This is a genomic window from Gordonia sp. YC-XJ4 (assembly GCF_059511865.1).
This window is the reverse complement of sequence record NZ_CM183447.1, coordinates 5,142,047-5,164,392: the sequence shown is the minus strand read 5'-3', so window position 1 is coordinate 5,164,392 and position 22,346 is coordinate 5,142,047. Positions and strand designations below refer to the sequence as shown.

General features: G+C 66.8%; 22 protein-coding genes. 9 read left to right on the top strand and 13 right to left on the bottom strand.

What is annotated here, in order from left to right:
- The first annotated feature begins 82 nt into the window (after positions 1–82).
- Positions 83–1,678 (top strand): acyl-CoA synthetase, encoded by a 1,596-nt coding sequence (locus AC5ZH6_RS22960; protein WP_094601104.1) that lies wholly within the window; start codon positions 83–85, stop codon positions 1,676–1,678.
- An 8-nt stretch (positions 1,679–1,686) separates the two neighbouring features.
- Here AC5ZH6_RS22960 and AC5ZH6_RS22955 read toward each other — a convergent pair whose 3' ends face one another.
- Both AC5ZH6_RS22955 and AC5ZH6_RS22950 read right to left on the bottom strand, forming a co-directional pair.
- Entirely contained in the window at positions 1,687–2,523 is an 837-nt protein-coding gene (locus tag AC5ZH6_RS22955) for an SDR family oxidoreductase (protein WP_094601103.1), read from the bottom strand.
- Positions 2,524–2,784: 261 nt separating this feature from the next.
- Positions 2,785–3,435 (bottom strand): NAD(P)-dependent oxidoreductase, encoded by a 651-nt coding sequence (locus tag AC5ZH6_RS22950; protein ID WP_020170002.1) that lies wholly within the window; start codon positions 3,433–3,435, stop codon positions 2,785–2,787.
- A 122-nt stretch (positions 3,436–3,557) separates the two neighbouring features.
- On the opposite strand from AC5ZH6_RS22950, the gene AC5ZH6_RS22945 reads away from it, so the two are divergent.
- Positions 3,558–3,983: a DUF7832 domain-containing protein gene (locus AC5ZH6_RS22945; RefSeq protein ID WP_094601102.1), complete on the top strand. Its 426-nt coding sequence runs from the start codon at positions 3,558–3,560 to the stop codon at positions 3,981–3,983.
- On the opposite strand, the gene zapE is transcribed toward AC5ZH6_RS22945, so the two are convergent.
- A complete protein-coding gene (zapE, locus tag AC5ZH6_RS22940) occupies positions 3,954–4,940 on the bottom strand; it encodes a cell division protein ZapE (protein ID WP_094601101.1) in 987 nt (328 codons plus the stop codon). The two genes, AC5ZH6_RS22945 and zapE, sit on opposite strands and share 30 nt — an antisense overlap.
- Before the next feature lie 42 nt (positions 4,941–4,982).
- Here zapE and AC5ZH6_RS22935 point away from each other — a divergent pair, with 42 nt between their 5' ends.
- On the top strand, positions 4,983–5,552 hold the full coding sequence (locus AC5ZH6_RS22935; RefSeq protein ID WP_006371952.1) for a TetR/AcrR family transcriptional regulator: 570 nt from the start codon (positions 4,983–4,985) through the stop codon (positions 5,550–5,552).
- On the opposite strand, the gene AC5ZH6_RS22930 is transcribed toward AC5ZH6_RS22935, so the two are convergent.
- From AC5ZH6_RS22930 to echA20, 4 genes are read right to left on the bottom strand one after another with little or no spacing between them, the layout of a single operon-like run.
- Positions 5,539–6,669, bottom strand: a complete 1,131-nt coding sequence (locus tag AC5ZH6_RS22930; protein ID WP_094601100.1) for an NAD(P)H-dependent flavin oxidoreductase — start codon at positions 6,667–6,669, stop codon at positions 5,539–5,541. The genes AC5ZH6_RS22935 and AC5ZH6_RS22930 overlap by 14 nt on opposite strands.
- A 1-nt stretch (position 6,670) precedes the next feature.
- Positions 6,671–7,429, bottom strand: coding sequence for a CoA-transferase subunit beta (locus AC5ZH6_RS22925; RefSeq protein WP_006371954.1), 759 nt, complete (start codon positions 7,427–7,429; stop codon positions 6,671–6,673).
- Positions 7,426–8,355: a CoA transferase subunit A gene (locus tag AC5ZH6_RS22920; RefSeq protein ID WP_006371955.1), complete on the bottom strand. Its 930-nt coding sequence runs from the start codon at positions 8,353–8,355 to the stop codon at positions 7,426–7,428. The genes AC5ZH6_RS22925 and AC5ZH6_RS22920 overlap by 4 nt, the downstream gene beginning before the upstream one ends.
- Position 8,356: 1 nt before the next feature.
- Positions 8,357–9,127: a (7aS)-7a-methyl-1,5-dioxo-2,3,5,6,7,7a-hexahydro-1H-indene-carboxyl-CoA hydrolase gene (echA20, locus tag AC5ZH6_RS22915; RefSeq protein WP_094601099.1), complete on the bottom strand. Its 771-nt coding sequence runs from the start codon at positions 9,125–9,127 to the stop codon at positions 8,357–8,359.
- Between the two features lie 73 nt (positions 9,128–9,200).
- On the opposite strand from echA20, the gene AC5ZH6_RS22910 reads away from it, so the two are divergent.
- The 3 genes from AC5ZH6_RS22910 (at position 9,201) to AC5ZH6_RS22900 (ending at position 11,377) form a co-directional block, all read left to right on the top strand.
- Positions 9,201–10,010 (top strand): SDR family oxidoreductase, encoded by an 810-nt coding sequence (locus tag AC5ZH6_RS22910; RefSeq protein WP_006371957.1) that lies wholly within the window; start codon positions 9,201–9,203, stop codon positions 10,008–10,010.
- A gap of 64 nt (positions 10,011–10,074) precedes the next feature.
- On the top strand, positions 10,075–10,974 hold the full coding sequence (locus AC5ZH6_RS22905) for an SDR family oxidoreductase (RefSeq protein ID WP_006371958.1): 900 nt from the start codon (positions 10,075–10,077) through the stop codon (positions 10,972–10,974).
- Between the two features lie 31 nt (positions 10,975–11,005).
- Positions 11,006–11,377, top strand: coding sequence for a DUF8021 domain-containing protein (locus AC5ZH6_RS22900; protein WP_006371959.1), 372 nt, complete (start codon positions 11,006–11,008; stop codon positions 11,375–11,377).
- 27 nt (positions 11,378–11,404) lie between these two features.
- Here AC5ZH6_RS22900 and AC5ZH6_RS22895 read toward each other — a convergent pair whose 3' ends face one another.
- Positions 11,405–12,061 carry a GNAT family N-acetyltransferase gene (locus AC5ZH6_RS22895; protein WP_006371960.1) on the bottom strand — a complete coding sequence of 219 codons (657 nt, stop codon included), beginning with the start codon at positions 12,059–12,061 and terminating at the stop codon, positions 11,405–11,407.
- Positions 12,062–12,220: 159 nt separating this feature from the next.
- On the opposite strand from AC5ZH6_RS22895, the gene fadD8 reads away from it, so the two are divergent.
- Positions 12,221–13,858, top strand: coding sequence for a fatty-acid--CoA ligase FadD8 (fadD8, locus tag AC5ZH6_RS22890; protein WP_026919855.1), 1,638 nt, complete (start codon positions 12,221–12,223; stop codon positions 13,856–13,858).
- 20 nt (positions 13,859–13,878) lie between these two features.
- On the opposite strand, the gene AC5ZH6_RS22885 is transcribed toward fadD8, so the two are convergent.
- From AC5ZH6_RS22885 to AC5ZH6_RS22865, 5 genes are all read right to left on the bottom strand, one after another.
- A complete protein-coding gene (locus tag AC5ZH6_RS22885) occupies positions 13,879–14,958 on the bottom strand; it encodes a DUF5685 family protein (protein ID WP_265077025.1) in 1,080 nt (359 codons plus the stop codon).
- 92 nt (positions 14,959–15,050) lie between these two features.
- Positions 15,051–16,295 carry a glycosyltransferase gene (locus AC5ZH6_RS22880; protein WP_094601098.1) on the bottom strand — a complete coding sequence of 415 codons (1,245 nt, stop codon included), beginning with the start codon at positions 16,293–16,295 and terminating at the stop codon, positions 15,051–15,053.
- Entirely contained in the window at positions 16,292–17,644 is a 1,353-nt protein-coding gene (locus tag AC5ZH6_RS22875; RefSeq protein WP_094601097.1) for a non-ribosomal peptide synthetase family protein, read from the bottom strand. Before AC5ZH6_RS22875 ends, AC5ZH6_RS22880 begins: the two co-directional genes overlap by 4 nt.
- Complete coding sequence (locus AC5ZH6_RS22870; protein WP_006371965.1) at positions 17,641–18,510, bottom strand: ABC transporter permease; 870 nt, start codon at positions 18,508–18,510, stop codon at positions 17,641–17,643. The genes AC5ZH6_RS22875 and AC5ZH6_RS22870 overlap by 4 nt, the downstream gene beginning before the upstream one ends.
- Positions 18,507–19,499: an ATP-binding cassette domain-containing protein gene (locus AC5ZH6_RS22865; protein ID WP_496167859.1), complete on the bottom strand. Its 993-nt coding sequence runs from the start codon at positions 19,497–19,499 to the stop codon at positions 18,507–18,509. Before AC5ZH6_RS22865 ends, AC5ZH6_RS22870 begins: the two co-directional genes overlap by 4 nt.
- A 263-nt stretch (positions 19,500–19,762) precedes the next feature.
- On the opposite strand from AC5ZH6_RS22865, the gene AC5ZH6_RS22860 reads away from it, so the two are divergent.
- A complete protein-coding gene (locus AC5ZH6_RS22860) occupies positions 19,763–20,782 on the top strand; it encodes an alpha/beta hydrolase (RefSeq protein WP_014361522.1) in 1,020 nt (339 codons plus the stop codon).
- 54 nt (positions 20,783–20,836) lie between these two features.
- A complete protein-coding gene (locus AC5ZH6_RS22855; protein ID WP_006371968.1) occupies positions 20,837–22,315 on the top strand; it encodes a condensation domain-containing protein in 1,479 nt (492 codons plus the stop codon).
- Positions 22,316–22,346: the final 31 nt, after the last annotated feature.

Below are 22,346 nucleotides of genomic sequence, written 5' to 3'. Positions count from 1 at the left end.
ATGGGTGGCGGGCGGTTCCGCATGGTTGGACGACCTAGTAATTTGTGAGGTCGACGACACCCCGCGGGCAACGGAGGCAGTGATGGGATCGGAATTCAGCGAATCGACCGACGCCGCGATCCGGACGGCGCGCGAGCATTCGATCGGCGCGTTGCTGCATCGCAGCGCCCAGCGCAGCCCCGACAAGATCGCGATCATCGACGGGGACACGGAACTGACGTTCGCCGAGTTCGATTCCGCGGTGAACCGGTGCGCCAACACCCTGGCCGCGCGCGGTCTGCAACGCGGAGACCGGTTGGCGCTGATCAGTCACAACTGCTGGCAGTTCGGCGTTCTCAACTTCGCGACCGCCCGCCTCGGGGTGATCCTGGTGCCGATCAACTTCGGGCTCGGCGCCGAGGAGATCGGGTTCATCCTGACCCACAGCGGGGCACGCGGCGTCGTCGTCGAGGATGCTCTCGGGCCGACGGTCATCGCGGCGATCGACCTCGCCGCCGCCGCGGTCGACATCCGCGGATGGATTGCGTTGTCGGGTGCCGCGCCTACCGACGGGTGGGAGGACGCCACCGCATGGATGACCACCGGCAACGTGACTGCTCCCGGCATCGTCGTCGGCGACGACGAGCCGGTTCGGATGATGTACACCTCCGGCACCGAGTCCCGGCCCAAGGGTGTGCTGCTCTCCAGCAAATCGCTGATCACGCAGTATGTTTCGTGCATCGTCGACGGCGGCATGTCGGGTGATGACGTCGAGATCCACTCGCTGCCGATGTATCACTGCGCGCAACTCGACTGCTTCTTCTCCACCGACATCTACCTCGGGGCGACCAGCATCATCCTGCCCGCGCCTGATCCGGCGACGATCCTGGCGACCATCGAGTCCGCGCGTGTCACCAAACTTTTCTGCCCTCCGACGGTCTGGATCTCGCTGCTGCGTCACCCCGACTTCGACACGCGCGACCTGTCGTCGTTGCGCAAGGGGTACTACGGCGCCTCACCGATGCCGGTGGAGATCCTGCGCGAGTTGTCGCGCCGATTGCCCGAGGTGTTGTTGTGGAACTTCTACGGCCAGACCGAGATGTCGCCGCTGGCAACCATTCTGCAGCCGCATGAGCAGATCGACCGCGCCGGGTCGGCCGGGCGGGCATCATTGAACGTCGAGACCAAGGTCGTCGACGACGACGACAATCCGGTACCGGTGGGGGAGGTCGGCGAGATCGTGCACCGCAGTCCCCATGCGGCGCTGGGCTATTACCAGGACGAGGAGAAGACCGCAGCGGCATTCCGCAACGGATGGTTCCACTCCGGCGACCTCGGCATCATCGACGCCGACGGCTACCTCTCGGTGGTCGACCGCAAGAAGGACATGATCAAGACCGGTGGGGAGAACGTCGCCTCACGTGAGGTCGAGGAAGCCATCTATCTGCTCGACGGGGTGGCCGAGGTCGCGGTCTTCGGTGTGCCACACCCGAAGTGGATCGAGGCGGTCACCGCCGTCGTCGTCCCGAAAGATGGCGTGACCCTCACCGAAGAGGCCGTTGCAGCCCATCTCGAGCCGATCCTCGCCGGATACAAGCGGCCGAAATACATCGTGTTCGCCGATGCCCTGCCGAAGAACCCGAGCGGCAAGATCCTCAAGAAGGATCTGCGCGTCGAGCACAACTCGATCGCGGGGTAGCGGGGCCGTCAGTACAGGTAGTCCTCGCCACTCGCGCGCACGGTGACGTCGGAAAGGCTGATACCCCAAGGTTGATCGATCACATGGACGACGGCGTCGGCGAGTTCGTCGGGTGTGATCAACCAGTACTCGACGGAGTCGGGATCGGTGAGTTCGTCGGGCAGCGTGCCCGCGACCATCTGCTTGGTGTGCTCGGCGTACTGTGCCGCGCGTTGCCCGACCATCCCGAAGATGGCTGCGCCGTTGACGATCCAGCTGGCCAGGTTGGTTCCGGCGACGCCGGTGGGGCGCACCGTGGTGACCTTGATCCTGCCCTTGGTCTCGATGCGCAGCGAATCCGACAGCGCGTTGACCGCCGCCTTGGTCGCGCTGTACACCCCGGACCCGGCGACGCCTGCGTTGCCGTAGATCGACGAGATGTTCACCACGTGGCCGCGGCCCTGCTCGATCATCTGGTCGTAGACCGCCGAGATGCCGTTGAGCACGCCTTTGATGTTGATGTCGATGGCCCGATGCCAACGGTCGGCGGCCCGCTCGTGGTCGGCGAAGAACGCCAGCGGCATCACGCCGGCATTGTTGACGATGACGTCGACAGCCCCGAACTCCGCGACGGTTTGTGTTGCCACATCGCGCATCTGGGCGAGATCGGTGACGTCGGCGCCGATCGCCAGTGCCTGCCCGCCGGCGTCGCGGATGCCGTCGATGACGGCTCCGAGGCCCGCCTCGTTGACGTCGACCCCGACGACCCGCGCGCCGCCGGCCGCACATTTCTCGGCGATGAGCGCGCCGAAGCCGCTTGCAGCACCGGTGATGATGATGACCTTCTCGGTGAGATGTCCGGACACGCGAGCCCCCTCTGGCGTCGACCGAGTTGCCGCCGATGCGGCAAATCGGTTCGGATGCTACACCGGCGAGACCTCTCGGCGTCTCGGGCCCTGCGCGTCAGCCCTGCGCGTGTGGTCGAGAAGTGCGCCAGCAGGTCACCGTCGACAGACGAAATACAGATGTCCCCGATTCGGGCCGTCGACCCCGAAAATCGGTCGTTTCGGCCAGATTTCGTGGAATCTGTATTCGTAGCGGCGGCGGCGGTGTCGCCGGTAAGGTCGTCAGTGTCCGGTAGTGAACCGCTTCCGGACATGCGCGCGCTGCTCGATCTCGTCGACGAAGGCGAGTGCGTAGTCGGTACCCGAGATCTCCGAGCTGCCGTCGTCCTTGGTCACCAGGAGATCATCGTCGGTGCGATAGCTACCGGTGGTCTCACCGGGTGCCCAGGACCCGAACAGGGCGGCGGGGGAGACATAGAACCAGTCGAGCTCTTCGGGGCCGGCGCGCAGTGCGTCGAGCACATCCGCATGGGCCAACGCCTCCGGCTTCCATTCGTCGTTGAAGTCCGGAGTGTCGACCAGCCGTGGGCCGCCCTCGGCGACCAGCGAACTACCGGCGCCACCGACCACACCGACACGTGTGTTGTGCGCGAGCGCCGCCGCGGTCACCGAAGGAATCAGATCGACGAGAGGCTTCCCATCCACATCGGCACCGTGTACCGCGATCACCACGACGTCGGCGGTCTCGGCGACCCGATTCACCAAGTCGGCGTCGGCGAGCGATCCGACGTCGTAGGTCACGCCGTCGACGGGATCAGCGGGCGCGCCGGATCGGCTGTACGAGGTGACCTGATGGCCGCGGCGAACGGCCTCTGCGGCGATGTGACCACCGGCGTACCCGGTGCCTCCGAAAATGGCGATGTGAGAACTCATACCGGGTGCAACCGGACCGTGGTCCGGAGTTATTCCGGCGGGTCCGAGGCGTTGCACCACGCGGTCGGTCATCCGTCCGACATGACTGGGCGGGTCGGGCTCCGCACCCTACGCTGACCGTCGTGACCTATGACGATGCCGAGTGGCACACGGATTCGGTGATCGACCTCGGCCTCGATGAGTCCGCGGGCGCCATCCACATCGCGGCCTTCATGGGCTGGGCGTGCAGACGCGGGTTGGTGCCCGCCGACGACCATGCCGACGCGATCGCCGACGCCACCTCTGAAACCGACCGTCCCACCGGGTTCGTGGCGACACACTTCGTCTCGCAGATCAACGTCAACAACCTCACTCCGCGCGGAAATCTCTTCGCCGAGCAGTGCTACGACGCGTATCTCCGGGCGTTACCCGGCACCGAGTTGATGGCCCGGTACGACAACGACTACCGCATACCCGACACCTGGGACACCGTGGAGGAGATCGGCGCGTTGCTCGACGAGTTGTACGCGGAGTGGGAGTCACAAGGCGGCAGACTCGCCGAGCGTTGACAGTCTGCTCGTCACGCGGGCCCGCGACATGGGATCCAGAGCGGCGCAAAGGGCGAATTCTGTTCTGTCGAGCGCACACTCGATGTTCAGTTCCGCCTCCTGGTCATAGAGGATGTCGACGAGGTGGACGAAGCGACGGGCACTCTGGCGGTCGGTTGTGGCCAGACCGGGCACGCCGCTGACGGTCCACGAACGGTATCGGTGAGCAAGGCGAAGATAGTCGGCGGCACCGAGCGGGCGGCCACAGATCTCCCCGAACGTCACCCCGAGATGGTCGCGAGTCGAGTCCCACACGGAGATGGTTCGTCCGTTGACCGACGTGGACTGCGAGACCCGTTGTGTTGGTGCGCCGTTCACGGTGATCCACAGACCGCCGGCGAAGCCGTGGTCGCGGCGCGGGTTCGGACGGCGAATCGTGCGGTAGTCCGTACCGCCATCGAGTTCTATCGCCATACAGTGTGTTTCGATGAAGTCGATGGTCGGCAGGAAGGTGTCGTGCAGTAACGGGTGGGGCATCAGATCAGAGGGTCGATGATTGGACGTGATGATCAGGCGGATGTCGCGCTCGATCGCTCGCCGGAACACCGCGTCGACGTAGATCCCGTCGGCGCGGTCGTCGACGGTCAATTCATCGAAACACAGGACCCGGACACCCGACGTGATCGTCGCCAGCGCTCCCTCGACGCCGCGGTCTTTGATCAACGCATCGAGATCACGCCCGAACTCGTGCCAATGCAGCCGCCGTACCCACTTCGGGGGCAGTGCGCCGAGGTAGGTGTCGACAAGCCACGTCTTCCCTCGACCTACCGGCCCGGAGAGATAGAGATGATCACGGCCCGAGAGATGCTGTGCAGCAACGAGTTGGGTTGGATCGAGTCGAAAGCCGGCCCGGGTCGCGGCCTCGACGACAACGTCGTCACCCACCAGCGGCGCGGACTGCTTTCGACCACCGAACATTCCTAAACTCTATCATCGTAGAGTCTGGCTATCATGTGATGTGTGCCCCGTCCCGACCGTCGCCCACGAATCGCCGATGCCGCGCTGGAACTCGCGGCGTCCGGGGGAACACACGCGCTTACCCATCAGGCGATCGATCGTCGGCTCGACTTACCGAAGGGATCGACCTCGTATTACTTCCGCACTCGCGAAGCGCTCTTGCTGGCCGCCGCCGACCGGCTGATCACCATCTCCCGTGAGCGGTTCCGCGGCACGCTCGAACTGTCCGCCGGACAGACCAATCCGGTCGAGGTGATCAGCGACTACGTCACCGAACTCGTCACCGACCGCGTGGCCGAGGTGACCGCGCGTCAGGCGCTGTTGCTCGACGCCGGAATCGGGGATGACGTCCGTGGGCGCCTGCGCCGCTGCTTCTTCTCCGAGGACGCTGCCGCGGGGCTGATGCAGTCGCTGGGGTCCGCGCAGCCGCACGTGGCGGCCCGGCGGTTGGTGACCGTCCTGGAGGGAGTGGTCTACAGCCACACCCAAGGTCTCGACCGCGATGAGCCGCACTCCTCGCGTCGCGGCATCGTCGCCGATCTCGTTACGCGAACACTCCTCACACTGCGCTGACCGGCGCGGCGAGTGCGTGCAGCCGCTCGTGGACCTGCGTCATGATCGACTGGATCAACTCGTCGCAGCTGGGCAGATCGTCGATCATTCCGACAACCTGACCCGAGGCGAGGACGCCCGCGCGGGTGTCGCCCTCGACGAGTCCCGCGCGCAACAACATCGGGGTGTTGCCTGCCATGATGATCTGCTGCCAGGTGCGTTCTCCGGAGCGTCGCATGGCGCGGCCGTCGCGCAGCATCGTCGTCCAGCGCATCCCGGTCAGCTGCTTGAACTCGTTGGCGTTACGGGCCGCGGCGACAAGGGCTTTGACGGCGCTACCGCTCTCCAGTGCCTCGACGAGCGGGGTACGCAAGACCCGATGCGGCATCCCGTCGACCTTCACCGACACCACCGTGTCGCCGAGGCCACGGGCCAGATACTCCTGCTTGACGGCGTCGGGCACCGCCGAATCCGAGGTCAGCAGGAACCGCGTCCCCATCGCCACCCCCTGTGCGCCATACGCCAGGGCGGCGGCGAGTCCGCGGCCGTCGAAGAATCCGCCGGCCGCCACCACCGGCATGTCGGATCCGTTCTCCGCGAGGGCATCGAGTACCGACGGCAGCAGCAACGTGGTGGCCACCGGCCCGGTGTGTCCGCCGCCCTCGCCACCCTGCACGATCACCGCGTCGGCGCCCCAGGAGGCCACCTTCACCGCGTGCTTGGCCGCGCCGATCGACGGGATCACCACCACACCATGCTCTTTGAGCTTGGCGATCAGCTCCTTCTTGGGCGCCAGCGCGAACGAGGCGACCTTGACGCCCTCCCGGATCAGCAGGTCGATCCGCTGCGGTGCGTCGGTGGCGTCGGCGCGGATATTGACCCCGAAGGGCTTGTCGGTCAACGCTTTCGTCTTGGCGATGGCCGCCTCGAGTTCGTCGTAGGTCATCGTTGCCGACGCGAGGATTCCCAGACCGCCGGCGTTGGCCGTTGCCGACGTCAGCGACGGCCCCGACACCCAGCCCATCCCGGTTTGCACGATCGGGTACTCGACGCCGACGAGGTCGGTGAAGCTCGTCGGCAGGGGCGCGGCGCGCCCAGCACCCGTTGTGTCAGAGCCGGTCCTCTCATCGCCGGTCATCTCACCGCACCTCTTTGGCGCGAACACCCTTGGGATCGAGCACATCCCGGATCAGGCCGAGTTCCTCGTCGGAGGGTTCCCGCGTTGTCGGGGCCTCGGCGAGTCCGTCGATCTCGAAGGAGGTGTTCTCCGCGACCTCCTCGGCACTCACCCCGGGGTGCAGCGACAGTGCACGCATCGTGTGGTCGGGCCCGCCGAAGTCGAAGACACCGAGATTGGTGACGACGCGCGCGATGTCGACGTCGTCGAAGGCGGGGTTGTCGGGGTCGACCTTGTCGAAGCCGAGTCCGCAGACGATGTCGACGGCGTCGACGAACACGCGTGCCGAATGCCGTGGGACCCAGTAGCTCGTCGGATGGTTGATGGTGTTGCCGGGAGCGCCACGGGCGCCGAACATCTGTCGGGTCGGGTGTTGCAACGGGCCGAACGCCGACAGGTTCTGGTTACCGAAACGATCGATCTGGTTGGCGCCCATCACCACATGGCGCCGGCCCGAGGCCACGACGTCGAACACCTTGGAGAACGGCATCCACCCCTCGATGGCGCCGGTTTTGCCGATGCCCGGTGTGTCGGCGAGGATCAACGCCTCCCCATCGGTGATGAGCAGATCGGGCGCGAAGCTCAGCCGCGCCAAACGGGCCCCGAGTAGCGGGATCGGCGCCATCGGCGACGCCATGATCTCGCCTGCGCCACGGAAGATCTCGGCGCAGGAGACGACGCAGTACTCGGCCCGGGTGACCCCGGTGGTCGCTGTGGTCACTTGCGGTCCTCCTGTTCGGCACGCCAGGCGACAACCTCGCGCTGATAGGTGGGTTCGTCGACGTCGAGGAAGCGCGCGCGGAACGCGGCCCACGTGTCGGCGTCCTTGGCCTGCTCGACGTAGAACCGTTGGAACGCCTCGTCGCGACCGTAGTCCCCCGCGAAAGAAAAGTGCGCCCCATTCGGGGTATGCACCACCCGGTCGACATTCATCCTGTTGAGCAGAAGACGCTGGGTGGGAACGGATTTGACGAGCACCTCGGTGTCGACGAGCTGATCGGTCTCCAAATATCGGCGCGTTGCGGCGGCACAGAACAGGTCGTCCATGTACGGGTCGACACCGGTGTAGGCGGCGTTGCCGCGGGCATCGGCGAGATCGAGGTGGACGAAGGCTGCGTCGAGTCGCAGGGCGGGCATCGCGATGAGCGTCTGCGTGCGGCCGTCGGGGTCGGGATACGGGGACTCGACGGTCTTGAGCTCACCCTCCCAGAATGCCGGCACGTCGGAACCGAGTCCGGCCCGGATCGGCAGGAACGGCAACCGGGCCGCGGCGGCCTGCAGACCGCACTTGACCATGCCCTCGTCCATCTCGCGTGCCTCGATGGCGCCGGTGGTGCGGGCGTGGGCGAACCACGGATCGTAGAACGGGGCGGAGTCCAGGGAGACGAAGCCGTAATAGACGCGTCGGACTTTGCCTGCGGCGCACAGCAATCCGAGATCGGGTCCACCGTAGGTGACGATGGTCAAATCGGTCACCGCCGAGCGGGCCAACGCCCGGACGAGTGCCATCGGCTTGCGCCGCGACCCCCAGCCGCCGATGCCGATCGTCATCCCGTCGCGCAGCTCGCCGATGACATCGTCGAGAGTGCTCGTCTTGTCGGTGGGTGTTGACGCGGTGGGTGTTGATGGGGTGGGTGTTGCTGCCATGTCAGGCGTGTCCTCCTGTGTTGAGGGCCTTGCCGGTCGCCACGAACTCGTCGCGGTGTTCGTCGGCGACGCCGGCCAGATTGAGCTCGAAGGTGTATCCCTGCTCGAGGCGGTAGCTGGCCTTCACGTCCACCGGGTCGATGTGGTTGATCGCCGACTTCGCCGCGCGGATCACCCGGGTGTCCTTGGCGGCGATCTTCTCAGCGACATCGAGTGCCGCGGAATCGAGTTCGTCGGCGGCCACCACCCGATGGACCGAGCCGAAGTGCAGGAGTTGTTCGGCGGTGACGTTCTGGGCCGTGTAATAGAGGGTGCGCATCATGTGCTGGGGAACCAGGCGCGCCAGATGTGTTGCGGCGCCCAGTGCCCCGCGATCGACCTCGGGAAGACCGAAGACCGCGCCCTCGGAGGCGACGATCACGTCGGCGTTGCCGACCAGCCCGATTCCGCCACCGACGCAGAAGTTCTTGACCGCGACGACCACCGGGACGGCACAGTCGTAGACCGCGCTGAACGCCGCGGTGCAGCCGTGGTTGGCGGCGATCAACGCCCCGAATCCCTCCGTGGCCTGCATCTCCTTGATGTCGACGCCGGCGTTGAAACCGCGGCCCTCCGCCCGCAGGATCACCACGTGCGTGCTGGGGTCGTTGCCCGCTGCGGTGATGGCTTCGGCGAGGTCGAACCACGCCGACGACGGCAGCGCGTTGACCGGCGGGTAGTCGACGGTGACGGTGACGACCCCGCCATCGGTGCGGGTAGTGGTGATCGGCACGCGTGCTCCTCTCGGCGAAGCGCTGAAGAAAACCAACCAAGCAATTGCTTGGTTCTTTGGTAGGGTAGCACCCATGACGACAGGGGCACAGGTGACCGGACGGCCGGGCCGATACGACCTCGGGCTCGCCGGACGGGTCGTGTTGGTGACCGGCGGTGCCCGAGGTGTCGGACTCGGCATCGTTGCCGCCCTCGCCGATTTCGGCGCGACCCCGGTGGCCTGCGCTCGACATTCGAGTGACGAGCTCGAATCAGTTTCCGCTGCAACATTTCTGCCGTGTGATGTGCGGGATGAGGACGCCGTGGCCGCCACCCTCGCGCGAATTGTGGAGACCCACGGGCGGATCGACGGCGTGATCAACAATGCGGGCGGGTCGCCGTTCGCGCTGGCGGCCGACGCCTCACCACGCTTCGCGAGCAAGATCGTCGAACTGAATCTGCTTGCCCCGCTGATCGTCGCGCGTGCGGCGCAGGCCGTCATGCGTGGTCAGGAGGGCGGTGGCGCGATCGTCAACATCTCGAGCGTCAGTGGGCATCGCGCCTCCCCGGGTACCTCCGCGTACGGGGCCGCCAAAGCCGGACTCGACAGTCTCACCACCTCACTCGCCGTGGAATGGGCGCCCCGGGTTCGGGTGAACTCCATCGTCGCCGGACCGGTCGAAACCGAGCAGGCCCACCTGCACTACGGCGACGACGCGGGCATCGCCGCGGTCGGCCGGACGATTCCCATGGGTCGCATGGCGCGCCCCGCCGATGTCGGCGCCGCCGCGGCGTTCCTCCTCTCGCCACTGGCCGGCTACATCACCGGCGCCACACTGACCGTCCACGGCGGGGGCGAGCTACCGGCCTTCCTCGCCGCCGCCAACGCAGGCAACGACGTCTGATCTGCCCGGACGCCTGATCTGTACAACTACGCTGTGAACCGAAACATCTGAGAGGACAACAACAGTGGCTGAGAGCGCGTCCAATGCGGGTCGTGTGGTCGTGGTGACCGGTGCGGGTCAGGGAATCGGCCGGGCCCATGCGGTGGCCTTCGCCGCCGACGGCGCCAAGGTGGTCGTCAACGACTTCGTGGCCGAGGCCGCCGACGCGGTGGCCAACGAGATCCGTAACCGTGGCGGGGACGCGATTGCCGCCACCGGAGACGTCGCCGACTGGGACACCGCGGCCGGCATCATCGCCACGGCCGTCGACGAATACGGCGCACTCGACGTCCTGGTCAACAACGCCGGATTCGTGCGTGACCGCATGCTGGTCTCGATGGCCGAGGAGGAGTGGGACGCCGTGGTCCGCGTGCATCTGAAGGGGCACTTCGTGATGCTGCGTCATGCCGCCGCCTACTGGCGGGCGCAGGCCAAGGCCGGCAGCCCGCGCACCGCCCGCGTCGTCAACACCTCGTCCGGGGCGGGCCTGTACGGCTCGGTCGGTCAGGGTAACTACGTCGCGGCCAAAGCCGGTATCGCGGCGTTGACCGTTCAGGCGGCCGCCGAGATGGGCGGTTACGGTGTCACGGTCAATGCGATCGCACCGGCGGCACGCACCGCGATGACCCTCGGTGCCGGCGAGGCGATGGCCGCGCAGATGGCCGCCCCCGACGACGGCTCCTTCGACGTGATGGATCCGGCGAACATCTCGCCGCTGGTGTGCTGGCTCGCCTCGCCGCAGTCGGGTGAGGTCACCGGTCGGGTCTTCGAGGTGGAAGGCGGCAAGATCTCGATCACCGACGGCTGGCAGCGTAGCGTCGAACGCGACAAGGGTGCGCGCTGGGAATCGTCCGAACTCGGCCCGGTGATCGCCGAGATCATCGGTAAGGCGCCGGTGCCGATGCCGGTCTACGGCGCGCGCTGACACCGTTGGGCAGATACCTCTTGGGGGAACCATGACCGACTCCGTGGCGGCGGCCCGTGTCGCGGCGGCACGGGCCTATGTCGACGCACTGGTCAGTCACGACGCGAGCGGGGTCGACCTGCATCCGGATTGCACCCGAGTCGAATTCGGTGTCAAGACCGGGCGCAACGGACCGCATATCGCACGCAGTCTGGAACGCGGACCGCAGTTCCGGCTGATCCACCGTGTCAGTGGATTCGAGGCCACCGTCGACGGGCACAGCGTCACCACCCGCTACCTCGTACACGTCGCACCGAAGATGCTGGGGCTCGCGGCGCCGGTGTCGGAGACCTTCGTCATCGACGAGGACACCCGCATCCGCGCGATCGTCGCCCGGTTCGGGCTGCCCCGGCGGGTCGGCTGAGCGCACCGACCCGCACGAGGAGAGTGCTCAGGCGCCCGGCGCCCGAACCACCATCGGCACACCCGGGAAGTAGGCGGCGATCTCCGAGCGTGACTTGCGCAGGGCGGCGGTGCCGTAGCCCTTCTTGCGGTGCTCGGGATGAATCCAGATCCGCACATCGACCTCGCCGGAGGTCAACTCGCCGAAGACGAAGCCCACCTTGGACTCCCCTTCGACGGCGACGAGCCAGACGGCTTCCTCGTCGTCGACGCGCGCGGTCGCCTTGCTCAGTTCCTCGGCCAGATCGCCTGCGGGAGCGCCCGAGCCGTCACCGGCCACGCCGAGTTCGGCGGTACGTGTGGCAAAGAGGTCGGCGTCCTCCTCCGGGGAGAACGGGCGCAGATCGAGGGTGTCACCGCTCGAGGCCGGTCGCTCGGCGAGGGTGAACGTCAGCGCCGAGTTCAGGTCGTCGAGTTCGGCCTGATTCTTGCGGCGCTCGTCCTTGGTGAGCTGATCGAGTTTCATGTCGAGGATCGCCTCGGCCCCGAGCTGGGACTTGTCCAGCAGCTCGGCAATCGCGGCGACCGCCTCGGAGTGGTTGTCGGCCTCGACGATGGTGTCGAGAACCTCGTGGCGCCGCTCGAGGGCGGTCAGAAGTGCGTCGGTGATGTCGCGACGGGAGGTCGCCAGGTCCAGGTCAGTCATGACTCGATCCTAGTGTGGAGTCGCCGCCCATGAGGGCAGACTCGATCTGTAACACGTTCTAGTCCTATTCTCTCCTACGATCGGCGATATCTGTGCACGTCATCGACGAATCTTTGCCACACCCTTCCTCAGTTCTGAAACACGTCCTAGTCTGGTCGTATGACTGAGGACAGCTCTGTGACCGAATACGACCCGTTGCGCAGCGGGGTCCATCTGGGTGATCTCATGGTCGCGGCCCTGCGACGGCATCGCGACCACAAGGTGCTCGAGCTCGGCGACACCGAACTCACCGGTGGCGAGATGGCCGACGCGGTCAGCCGGTACGTGCAGGCCTTCGAGTCGGTGGGGGCGGGATCGGGAACCGCGGTCGGACTCCTGGCGCTCAACCGTCCGGAGGTACTCCTGGTGATCGGTGCCGGGCAGACCCAGGGCTGGCGGCGCACCGCGCTGCATCCGCTCGGCTCGCTCGACGATCACGCCTACGTGCTCTCCGACGCCGGGGTCACCACACTGGTCATCGATCCGGTGCCGATGTTCGTCGAGCGGGCGGTGGCGCTGGTGGACCGCGTCGACAGCCTCAAGCAGGTCCTCACCCTGGGGCCGGTGCCGGAGGAACTGTCCGCGTACGGTCGCGACATCATCGCCGAGGCCGACACGTTCTCGCCCCGCCCGCTGACCGCGGCGGCGCTGCCCGGCGATCACATCGTGTCGATCACCTACACCGGCGGGACCACCGGAAAACCCAAGGGTGTCATCGGAACCGCGTCGGCGATGGCGACGATGACCCAGATCCAGCTCTCGGAGTGGGAATGGCCGGAGCGACCACGGTTCCTGATGTGTACGCCGCTCTCGCACGCCGGTGCGGCGTTCTTCGTGCCGACGTTGATGAAGGGCGGCACGATGATCGTGCTGTCGAAGTTCGACCCCGCACAGGTTCTCGCGACGATCGAGGAGAAGAAGATCAGCGCCACCATGCTGGTGCCCTCGATGCTCTATGCGCTCCTCGATCATCCCGACTCGAAAACCCGTGACCTCTCGTCGCTGGAAACCGTGTATTACGGTGCCTCGCCGATCAATCCGGTGCGGCTCGCCGAGGCCATCGAACGTTTCGGTCCGATCTTCGCCCAGTACTACGGGCAGTCCGAGGCCCCCATGGTGATCAGCTACCTCGGCAAGCACGACCACCCGAAACCGGGCGAGGACACCCGCCGACTGTCGAGCTGTGGCCGGCCGTCGGCCTTCCTGCGCACCGCGCTCCTCGGCCCCGACGACGCGCCCGTCGCGCCGGGTGAACCCGGCGAGATCTGTGTGGCCGGACCGCTTCTCGCCGGCGGCTATTGGGGCCTACCCGAGCAGACCGCGGCGACCTTCCGGGACGGTTGGCTGCGGACCGGTGATGTCGCCCGGGAAGACGACGACGGCTTCTGGTACATCGTCGACCGCACCAAGGACATGATCGTCACCGGCGGCTTCAACGTCTTTCCGCGGGAGGTCGAAGACGTTGTCGCCGAACATCCTTCCGTCGCACAGGTCGGCGTGATCGGGGTACCCGACGACAAATGGGGCGAGGCGGTCACCGCGGTCGTCGTGCTGCGTGCCGACGCCGCATCCGACGATGCGGGACGGGCGCGGATCACCGCCGAGATCCAGAGTGCGGTCAAGGAACGCAAGGGTGCGGTGCAGTCACCCAAGCAGGTGATCTTCGCCGACGCGCTGCCGTTGACCGCGCTGGGCAAGCCCGACAAGAAGGCGTTGCGCGCACAGTTCTGGGAGTCGGCCGGACGCGGGGTCGGCTGAGCGGCATCGACCGAAAGCGTTCAGGTGCAATCACAGTCGCAGCAGTCGCAGCAATCCCCGCAGTCGTCGTTGCAGCAGGGGTCGGTGAATTTGTCACTGCAGTGATTCCAGTGGTCGGCGCAGCACGCCCGGCCTGTGCAGCCGGTCCACAGGAACGGGCCGAGGCGATCACGAAATCGTCGGTTCGGTGGGAACGGCGGGGGATAGGGCCAGGAGTCGGGGAAGTCCGGTGGTCGCGTGGCGGGCCACCGGGTCCGCGCATGCATCCGGCGGGCGATCGCGTGCCGTAGACCGTCGAGGAATACTGCCCGCAGCAACCGGTCGTCGTCGAGTCGGAGCCGGGAATATCGCTCGGTGATCCGGTCACGCCGGTCGCGACACTCGGCCAGCGCCGCCGTCACCTCGGTTCCGGTGGCGCGCAATGGATTGTATGCACCATCGAGCGCGTCGGCGTGATAGTCGTCGACGGCGTCGAGCAGGTGGGCGATCGTGCCGAAGTCGTAACCGATGGCCGCGAGGTCGGCGCGGTTGTCCGGCACGCCCGAGGCATCGGCGGTCGCAGCGAACACCTCGGCGCACGCCTGGCCGCTGGGATCGGTGATCTCGCCGAGAGATGTGGCAGTGCACTCGATCTCGGGCTGACGGTGCAGAGTGTGCAGGATGCGCTCGACGTCGAGAACCGGTGCATTCGACGCCGCCGCATGTAACCGTGATCCGATCACCCGGGCGGTTGCCGACCTCATCGGTGAGTGTGGCGCGAGTCCGAGGCGCTGCTCGGCGCGGACATCGTCGGCCTTGGCCGCGGCCAAGGTGAGCGACGCGCCGGCCGCCAGCCGGATACCCGGGTCGGTGGCGGTCACCACCGTGGCCGTCCGCAGGGACCGGAGTGGGCATCGGCCCGCTCGTGTGGTCGTTGCCGCACCGCCGTATTGGGCTTCGGTGAGGATCGAGATCATCACCGCGTCGGTGTTGGTGGTCAGTCGCGCGGCTTGGCCGTGACCGTCGCGCAACGCCAGACACAACCCGCAAAGATGTGCGCGCCACCGGTCGGCGAGTTCGTCTCCCAGACGGTGACGACAAGGTGTGAGGACCCCGAACATGCCGCCATCCAAACATCACGCTCCGGCTCGACGCCATCCGAGTCGCAGCCGTGTCCTTCAGGCGGACGACAACCCTTCGGTGGTCGACACTCTCAGGTCGTCGACGCCGCGGCGGTCGTGATGATGTCGCACGCGACGTCGACCGCATGATGCGGGGGAAGGAGTCGCTCGGCGATCCGACGTGCGGCTGCTTGCGCGCCCGGGTCGGTCAGCACCGACAGATCGTCAGCACTCATCCGGCTCAACCGGCTTCCGGTACCCGCACCGCAGCGGCGTAACGCGGCCGCCCAGATCGGTTGGTCGGCACTGAACCATCCGACGGCTGACGGAATCCCGGCCCGCAGGACCGAACCCGTCGTCCCGGCGCCACCGTGGTGCACCGCGGCGCGGCAATGCGGCAGCAGCGCTTCGTGATCCACCGTTCCGGATACCCGGAACAGACGGGAATCCGTGATCGGAAGGTCCAGATCGGTGTGGGCGATCACTCGCAGACCTCGATCGAGCAGGGTGGTGACCACGAACTCCATCCGGTCCACGGGGGTTCGCATGCTGCCGAAACCGACATAGACCGGCGGCGGTCCCGAGCAGGCGAAACCGATGGCCGCATCGGTCCGGTCCAGGCCGTCGTTGATCGCCGTCCGGATCTCCTTGTCCGGGCACAGGAATCCGACGAAGGGCCGCTGCGATCCCCACTCGCGCGGCAGGTCGGGGAACAGGACCGGGTCATACACCTGGATTTCGGGGATTCCGTCCGCGCGCAGACGTCTGCTGAATGGGCGCCGGTCCGGCGGCAACCCCAAACGTGCGCGCAGTCGGCGGTCGGCGCCGCGGGTCGAGCGCCACATGACCCGATCGGCGAGCGTCCATGCCACGCGTGAGACCAACTGCGGCACATCCCGATACACCGGCGAGACCGAGCCCGAGACACGCACCGGGCAGTAGTGCAGGGGAACGAAGGCGATCCCGCGGCTCTCGGCGATGGTCGCGGCCCGGTCCTGGGCGAGCAGGCCGGTGACGAGGACGTCCGACTCGTCGGCGAGCTCGGCCATCACCCGCTCGGACTGCTCCACCCCGTACGCGCTGACCTCGCGCAGCGCCCGGAATCGGGTGCGCGGATTGCGCGACTTGAGGTCGTTGCGGATCAGTGGACTGGCGAGCAGATCCGCGGTCGACGGACAGAGCTCGGTGGTCGGAATCATCGTTCGTGCAAAGGATTCCACCAGATCGGCCGCCACGGCCAATCGCACCGAATGACCACGCCGCACCAACTCGGCGGCCACCGCGGCCGCCGGTTGGACATCGCCGCGGCTGCCGTGCAGCGCGAAGGCGATTCTCATCCGCCCCACTCGCTCGCCTCGAGTTCCCATCGCTTCAACTCGGCGCGCACCAGGGCCGCCAGGGCGGCGTCATCGGCGGCCAGCCGCGGATCGAGGGACGTCACCGCCAGCCCGATCGCACGGGGTCCGACGCCGAACCATCCGCTCACACCGCCACCGAAGTCGGCCGTGCCCGCCGGCCGGCCGGTGAAGGCGCGCACCGCGATCTCGGCATCGAGTCCGCTTCCCAGGCTGCAGAATTCGGGCGACAATTCGCCGAGGTTCGACGCCAGACACATCGGCGTCGAGCCGTTGGCGGCCAGGCGTCGCACCAGCCCGTCGCCGAGCGCCTGCGCGATCTGCGAGAGGTTCCCCATCGAGGACGCGGCCGTGGTCACGCTGCGGTAGGCCTCCTTGCAGGCCACCCGAATCGCGGTGAGATCGTGATAGCGGTCGTCGGATACCCGGATCCGGGCCGTCGTCCCGGTGGTGGCGTTGGCCCGACGGTCCCCCTCGGGGTGCATCGACACCGGAATCGATACGGGAACAACGTCATCGGGTCCCACGATCCCGGCCTCGGCGAGGAGTCCGACCATGATCGCGACGAACAACGCGTTCGCGCTGCCGTGCGCACGTGCGGCAGCGCGCGCGTAGTCGTCGGCCGGGATGCTCAACAGGATTCCGCAGGGTTCCTCCGCGATGAGTCCCGCCGGTCGCACCGGGCCGGCCGGGGTGGGTTCGCGCCGGGACCCGACCGTGCCGGCGATGAGTCGACCCGTGGCCAGCGCGGCTCGAGCGGCGGTCCGCACACCGTCGATGACGTCGTCGAGTGGACCCACCGGTTCGGTGGTGACGGCGTAATCGTTTCCGCGAACGGCTTCTTCGACCGCGGTCACCATCGACCATCCGTCCGCGACGGCGTGTGCGGCGATCAGCGAGACCAGGGTGGAGCGCCCGTCCGCCGAGTACGCGGCGGTCAGTCGCCACGCCGGTCCGTCGACGCTGTCGACCCCGCGCTCGGCCTGCCGTCGCGCCCATGCCACGGCGTCACCCTCGGCGACGGGCTCGTTCTCGAAGTGGGTCATCCCCGCTGCCGGTGTGTAATGCCAGCGATCACGGACCGGAGGCGGGCGACGTCGTGCGAGGCGGGACAGACGCCCGTACCGTAGCCGAGTCGCCAGGGTGGACAAGACATCCGGATCGAGACGGCCGTCGAATCGCCATGCCCCCTGGTTGATGACACCGAGTCCGAGGGCGTGCTCCATGCGGATGAACAGGTCGTCGTCGGTGCCCAGGCGCTCCGTACCCAGGCGCTCGGTACCCAAACGCTCGGTGGGGCGACGCCGGATGTCCGTGTCGTGGTTGGTCATAGGCGTGTGAGGTAGGCGCGCAGGGTCGCGGGGGCGAAGATCACCAGGATCACGCAACAGCCGAGGAGTGTCCATCCGACGTCCGCGGTGAACTGCCCGTGATTGGCGAGTGCGCGAAATGACGAGATGAGGTGTGAGATCGGGTTGATCTCGGCGATCACCCCGAGCCATCCGGGCATCGTCGAGGTCGGCACAAAGGCGTTGGAGGTGAACGTCATCGGCATGAGGATCAGCATCGAGATGCCCTGGATCGCCGAGACCTTCGACAGCAGCACACCCATGAGGGCGAAGATCCAGCTCAACGAGAACGCGGCGAAGACGACGAGGACCACGCCGAGCAGCACACCGAGGGGGCTCGTGGGTCGATAACCGATCGCCAGACCCACCGCCAGCGAGACCGTGGTCGCGATGAGGTAGCGCGCCGTGTCGGCGATGAGCAGTCCGGCCAAGGGAGCGATCCGAGCGATCGGCATCGACACGATCCGGTCGAAGACGCCGCTGTCGATGTCCTCCCGTAATTGGGTTCCGGTGACGATGGACGTCGTCACCGACACCGAGACCAACACGCCGGGAACCAAGAGCTGCAGGTAATTTCCGACGCCACCGGCGACCGCACCGCCGAAGATGTTGGCGAACATCACGGTGAAGACGATCGGTACGACGACGACGTCGATGAGGCCTTGCGGCGAGTGGCGCATCCGCAGGAAACCTCGCCGTGCCAGGGCGAGGATCTGTCGCAGCGCCTGCGAGAGCGGCACCCGATCGAGTGGGGTGATCGGCCATTCGATGCCGACCGCCGGGTTCTCGGCACCCTCGATGGCGTCGGCGGTCTCGATGGTGCGGGCGCCCAGCACGTCTTCGGTCATGAGGCGTCCTGCCACGAGATCTCGTTGCCCGCTGCATCGTGGGTCGCCGGATCGCCGGTGAGGGCGAAGAACACATCGTCGAGCGTCGGGCGTTGAACCGAGAATTCGACGATACCGACCGACGCGGCCTCCAGATCGGCGACAGCGCGCGCCGCCAGTCCGGGATCGGTGATCGACGCCGACAGTCGTGCCTCGCCGGCCACCTGCGCCACCTCGGTACCCAGGCTCTGCTGCAAGACCCCGGCCGCGCGGGGCAGTTGTGCGGCGTCGGTGATGATCACGTGCAGCGACTTGGTGCCGATGCGTTCCTTGAGGGTGTCGGCCGTGCCCTCGGCGACGACACGTCCGGAATCCATCACGACGATGGAATCCGACAGCTTGTCGGCCTCGTCGAGATATTGCGTGGTCAGCAGTACCGTAGTGCCGCCCGAGACGAGTTCACGCACGGCTTGCCACACCCGTGCCCGGGTCGCCGGATCGAGGCCGGTGGTGGGCTCGTCGAGAAACAGCAATGGCGGCGCGGTGATCAGGGAACACGCCAGATCCAGGCGACGGCGCATTCCGCCGGAATAGCCGGAGACCGCACGGCGGGCGGCGTGAGAAAGTCCGAATTGTCCGATCAGGTCGTCGGCACGAGAACGCGCTCGGACTTTGCTGAAACCACGCAGCTCGGCGAATAATCGTAGGTTCTCCTCGGCGCTGAGATCCTCGTCCAACGATGCATACTGACCGGTCAATGCGATGAGGGAGCGCACGGCGGTGCCCTGGGTCGCCACGTCGCGGCCGAAGATGCGCGCGCTGCCCCCATCGGGGCGGAGGAGCGTCGAGAGCATGCGGACCGTGGTGGTCTTACCTGCGCCGTTGGTGCCGAGCAGTCCGCACACCGAGCCGGTCGGGACCGACAGGGAGACGTCATCGACCGCGGTGACCCGCCCGAACGTCTTGCGCAGCGACGCGGCCTCGATGGCGGTCGAAGGCAAAACGACCATGCCGGGCTCCTTTCTCGACGCGATTGCGATACGTAGCCTACCGAGATCCGGACGATTCGGCGCCATTCAAAGTCTGCTTTGGTTTACCCGCCACGGGTGATTTCACAGGAATCTCGCAGAAAGCGCCACATGGTTCGACAACGTAATTCATTGATCCGGAGAAAGAAATTGTGACGAATACCGCGGGTTCGGGTTATCTTGAGCGTGCTGGCGGTCTATCTGAGCCACATTTCTCGGTTGTTCACTGTTCGCGAGGTGCTGATTTGTCGGGTGATTCTGGTCGCCGTTCGCGGTGGCGTTTCCGCGTTTCCGCGGGTCTTCTGGTCGTCGCTGCCGCGGTGATGACCGGGGTCGTCGGTGAGCCGGGGGCCGCATACGCGACGCCGCAGAAGGCGTCCATCGTACGGACGGCGTCGGAGGGGACCGACCTCACCGCCCTCTATGTGTACTCCCCGGCGATGCGCAAGACGATCAAGGTGCAGGTGCTCACCCCGGCACACGCCGACCGGACTCGTCCGTCGCTGTACCTGCTCAGCGGCCTCGGTGAAGAAGACCCGCAGAACAGCATGTGGTTGCGCAAGACCGATGCCAGGCGCTTCTACGCCGACAAGAACGTCAACGTCGTGATGCCGCTGGCGGGCAACGGCAGCCTGTACACCGACTGGGAACGTGATGATCCCAAACTCGGCCGCTACCAATGGGAAACATTCCTGATCGACGAGCTGCCGCCGCTGATCGATGCCACGTTCAACGGTAACGGCAAGCGGGCGATCGCAGGCATCTCGATGGGTGCGGGTGCCGGGTTGGTGCTCGCCGCACGCCATCCGGGTTTCTATCGGGCGGTCGCCTCCTACAGTGGCTGCTACACCACCACCGGCCTGGCCGGACAGACGTATCCGCGGGGAATCGTCACCGCATTCGGCGGCAACCCCGACAACATGTGGGGCCCTCCCAACGATCCCCAATGGGCCGCGCACGACGTGGTGTCGCTGGCCGGCAATCTGCGCGGCACGACGGTGTATGTCTCCAGTGGAACCGGGATGCCCGGCAAGTACGACGAGCCGGGGTACCCGGGAAACAGTGACCCGGCGAATCGCCAGGTCGTCGGGGGTGGAATCGAATTCGGTACCTACCTGTGTACACGGGAATTGCAGTCCCGACTCGTCGCCTCCGGCATTCCCGCGACGATTCGATACGTCGATCCGGGAACGCACTCCTGGCCGTACTGGCGCGACCAGCAGACGCAGAGTTGGCCCACCATTGCCCGCGGCTTGAACAGTTGATGCGCTTTCAACAATTGCTCCGTCCCGTTCACACGATCATTACCGGAGGTTTCGATGGAATACACAGAGCTCGCCGACTATCGGATTCCCGGCGGTCGGGTGACCGCGTGGGAGCCGACCGCCGACGCCACCGCCTGGCAGCCCGATCCGCGGCGGCTGTCCTACATGCACCTCGAGCACGCGCGCCGCGCCCAGACGATGGGTGCCGACTGGTACAGCGAATGGATCGGCACAGCGTTCATGATCGACCGTCCCCTCGATCGAGAGGCACTCGCGGCCGCCATCGAGGAGTGGTACCGCAGACATGAGGCGTTCCGGTCGTCGGTGCGCACCGATGCCGGTACCGGCCCCGAGGACGATCTGACCCGGATCACCACCGGGGCCCAGGCGATCTCGGTCCGCACGAGCGCACTCGGCGACGCGATGAGCGCTGACGACGCCCAGGCCTGCGTGCAGGAGTACTTCAACACCACCGTGTCACCGCTCCGGTGGCCCCACTGCGTTGCGGTCACCGTCGAACCGGACGGCGACGACAATCGTTTCTTGCTGGTCTTCGCCGCCGACCACACCGTGATGGATGCCTACACACAGGTTTTCGCGATCCGCGAGCTCACCACCCTGTACGAGGCCGCACTGGACGCAACGCCGCACAATCTGCTGGATTACGGCAGCTACCTCGATTTCGCCGACGCCGAACGCGATCTCGGCGAGCAGATCGACGCCAACAACATCGCCGTCACCCTGTGGCGCGAGTTCTTCGAGACCCCGACATCGGTCGCGCAGCCGGGGCCGATGCCGACCTTCCCTCGTTTCGAGGTTCCCGACGGCCATTCTCCGACGATCACCTGCCCTCGCATCCCCGACGACGGATACCAGTCGAGCCTGTCGACATATCTCCTCGATCCCGCCCAGACCAAGGCGTTCGACACGGTGTGCAAAGCCGCGGGCACCTCGATGGCCGTCGGTGTGTACACGGCGCTGACGATGGCCGGTGCCGCCTGCAGCGGGGCCGACGATCTGCGGTTCATCAGCCCCGTCCACACCCGCACCGGCCCCGAGTGGGGCGAGGCGGTGGGATGGTTCGTCGGTGTGATCCCGATGCACGCCCGATTGGGCGGTGCCACCACATTCCGTGAGGCACTGCCCTCCGTGGCGGCGAGTGTCGGACGGTACCGCGATGCCGGCAGCGCTCCGTTCGCCCCGATTGCCGACCTGATCGGCGGCGACGTGACCCCGCCGGGATTCGTCATCTCCTACATCGACCTGCGACGTGCCGAGGGCGCCGACCAGTGGGACGCGCGCAATGCCCGCGTCCTGCGCAGCGCCACCGCCGACGCCGATGAGGTGTACTTCTGGATCAACCGAATCCCGGACGGCCTCAACGTCTCCGCCCGGTTCACCGCCGGTCCGCAGGGCGCTGCAGTCGAGGCGTTCCTCTCGACGTTCCACGCCATACTGCGCTCGGTGATCGCCGACGGCGACTGCCCGGTCGTCCTCGCCGATACCTCCGCACTGACCGGCCGGCGCCGGTGACGGTGCGGTTCTCACCACCCGGTGAGCTCGG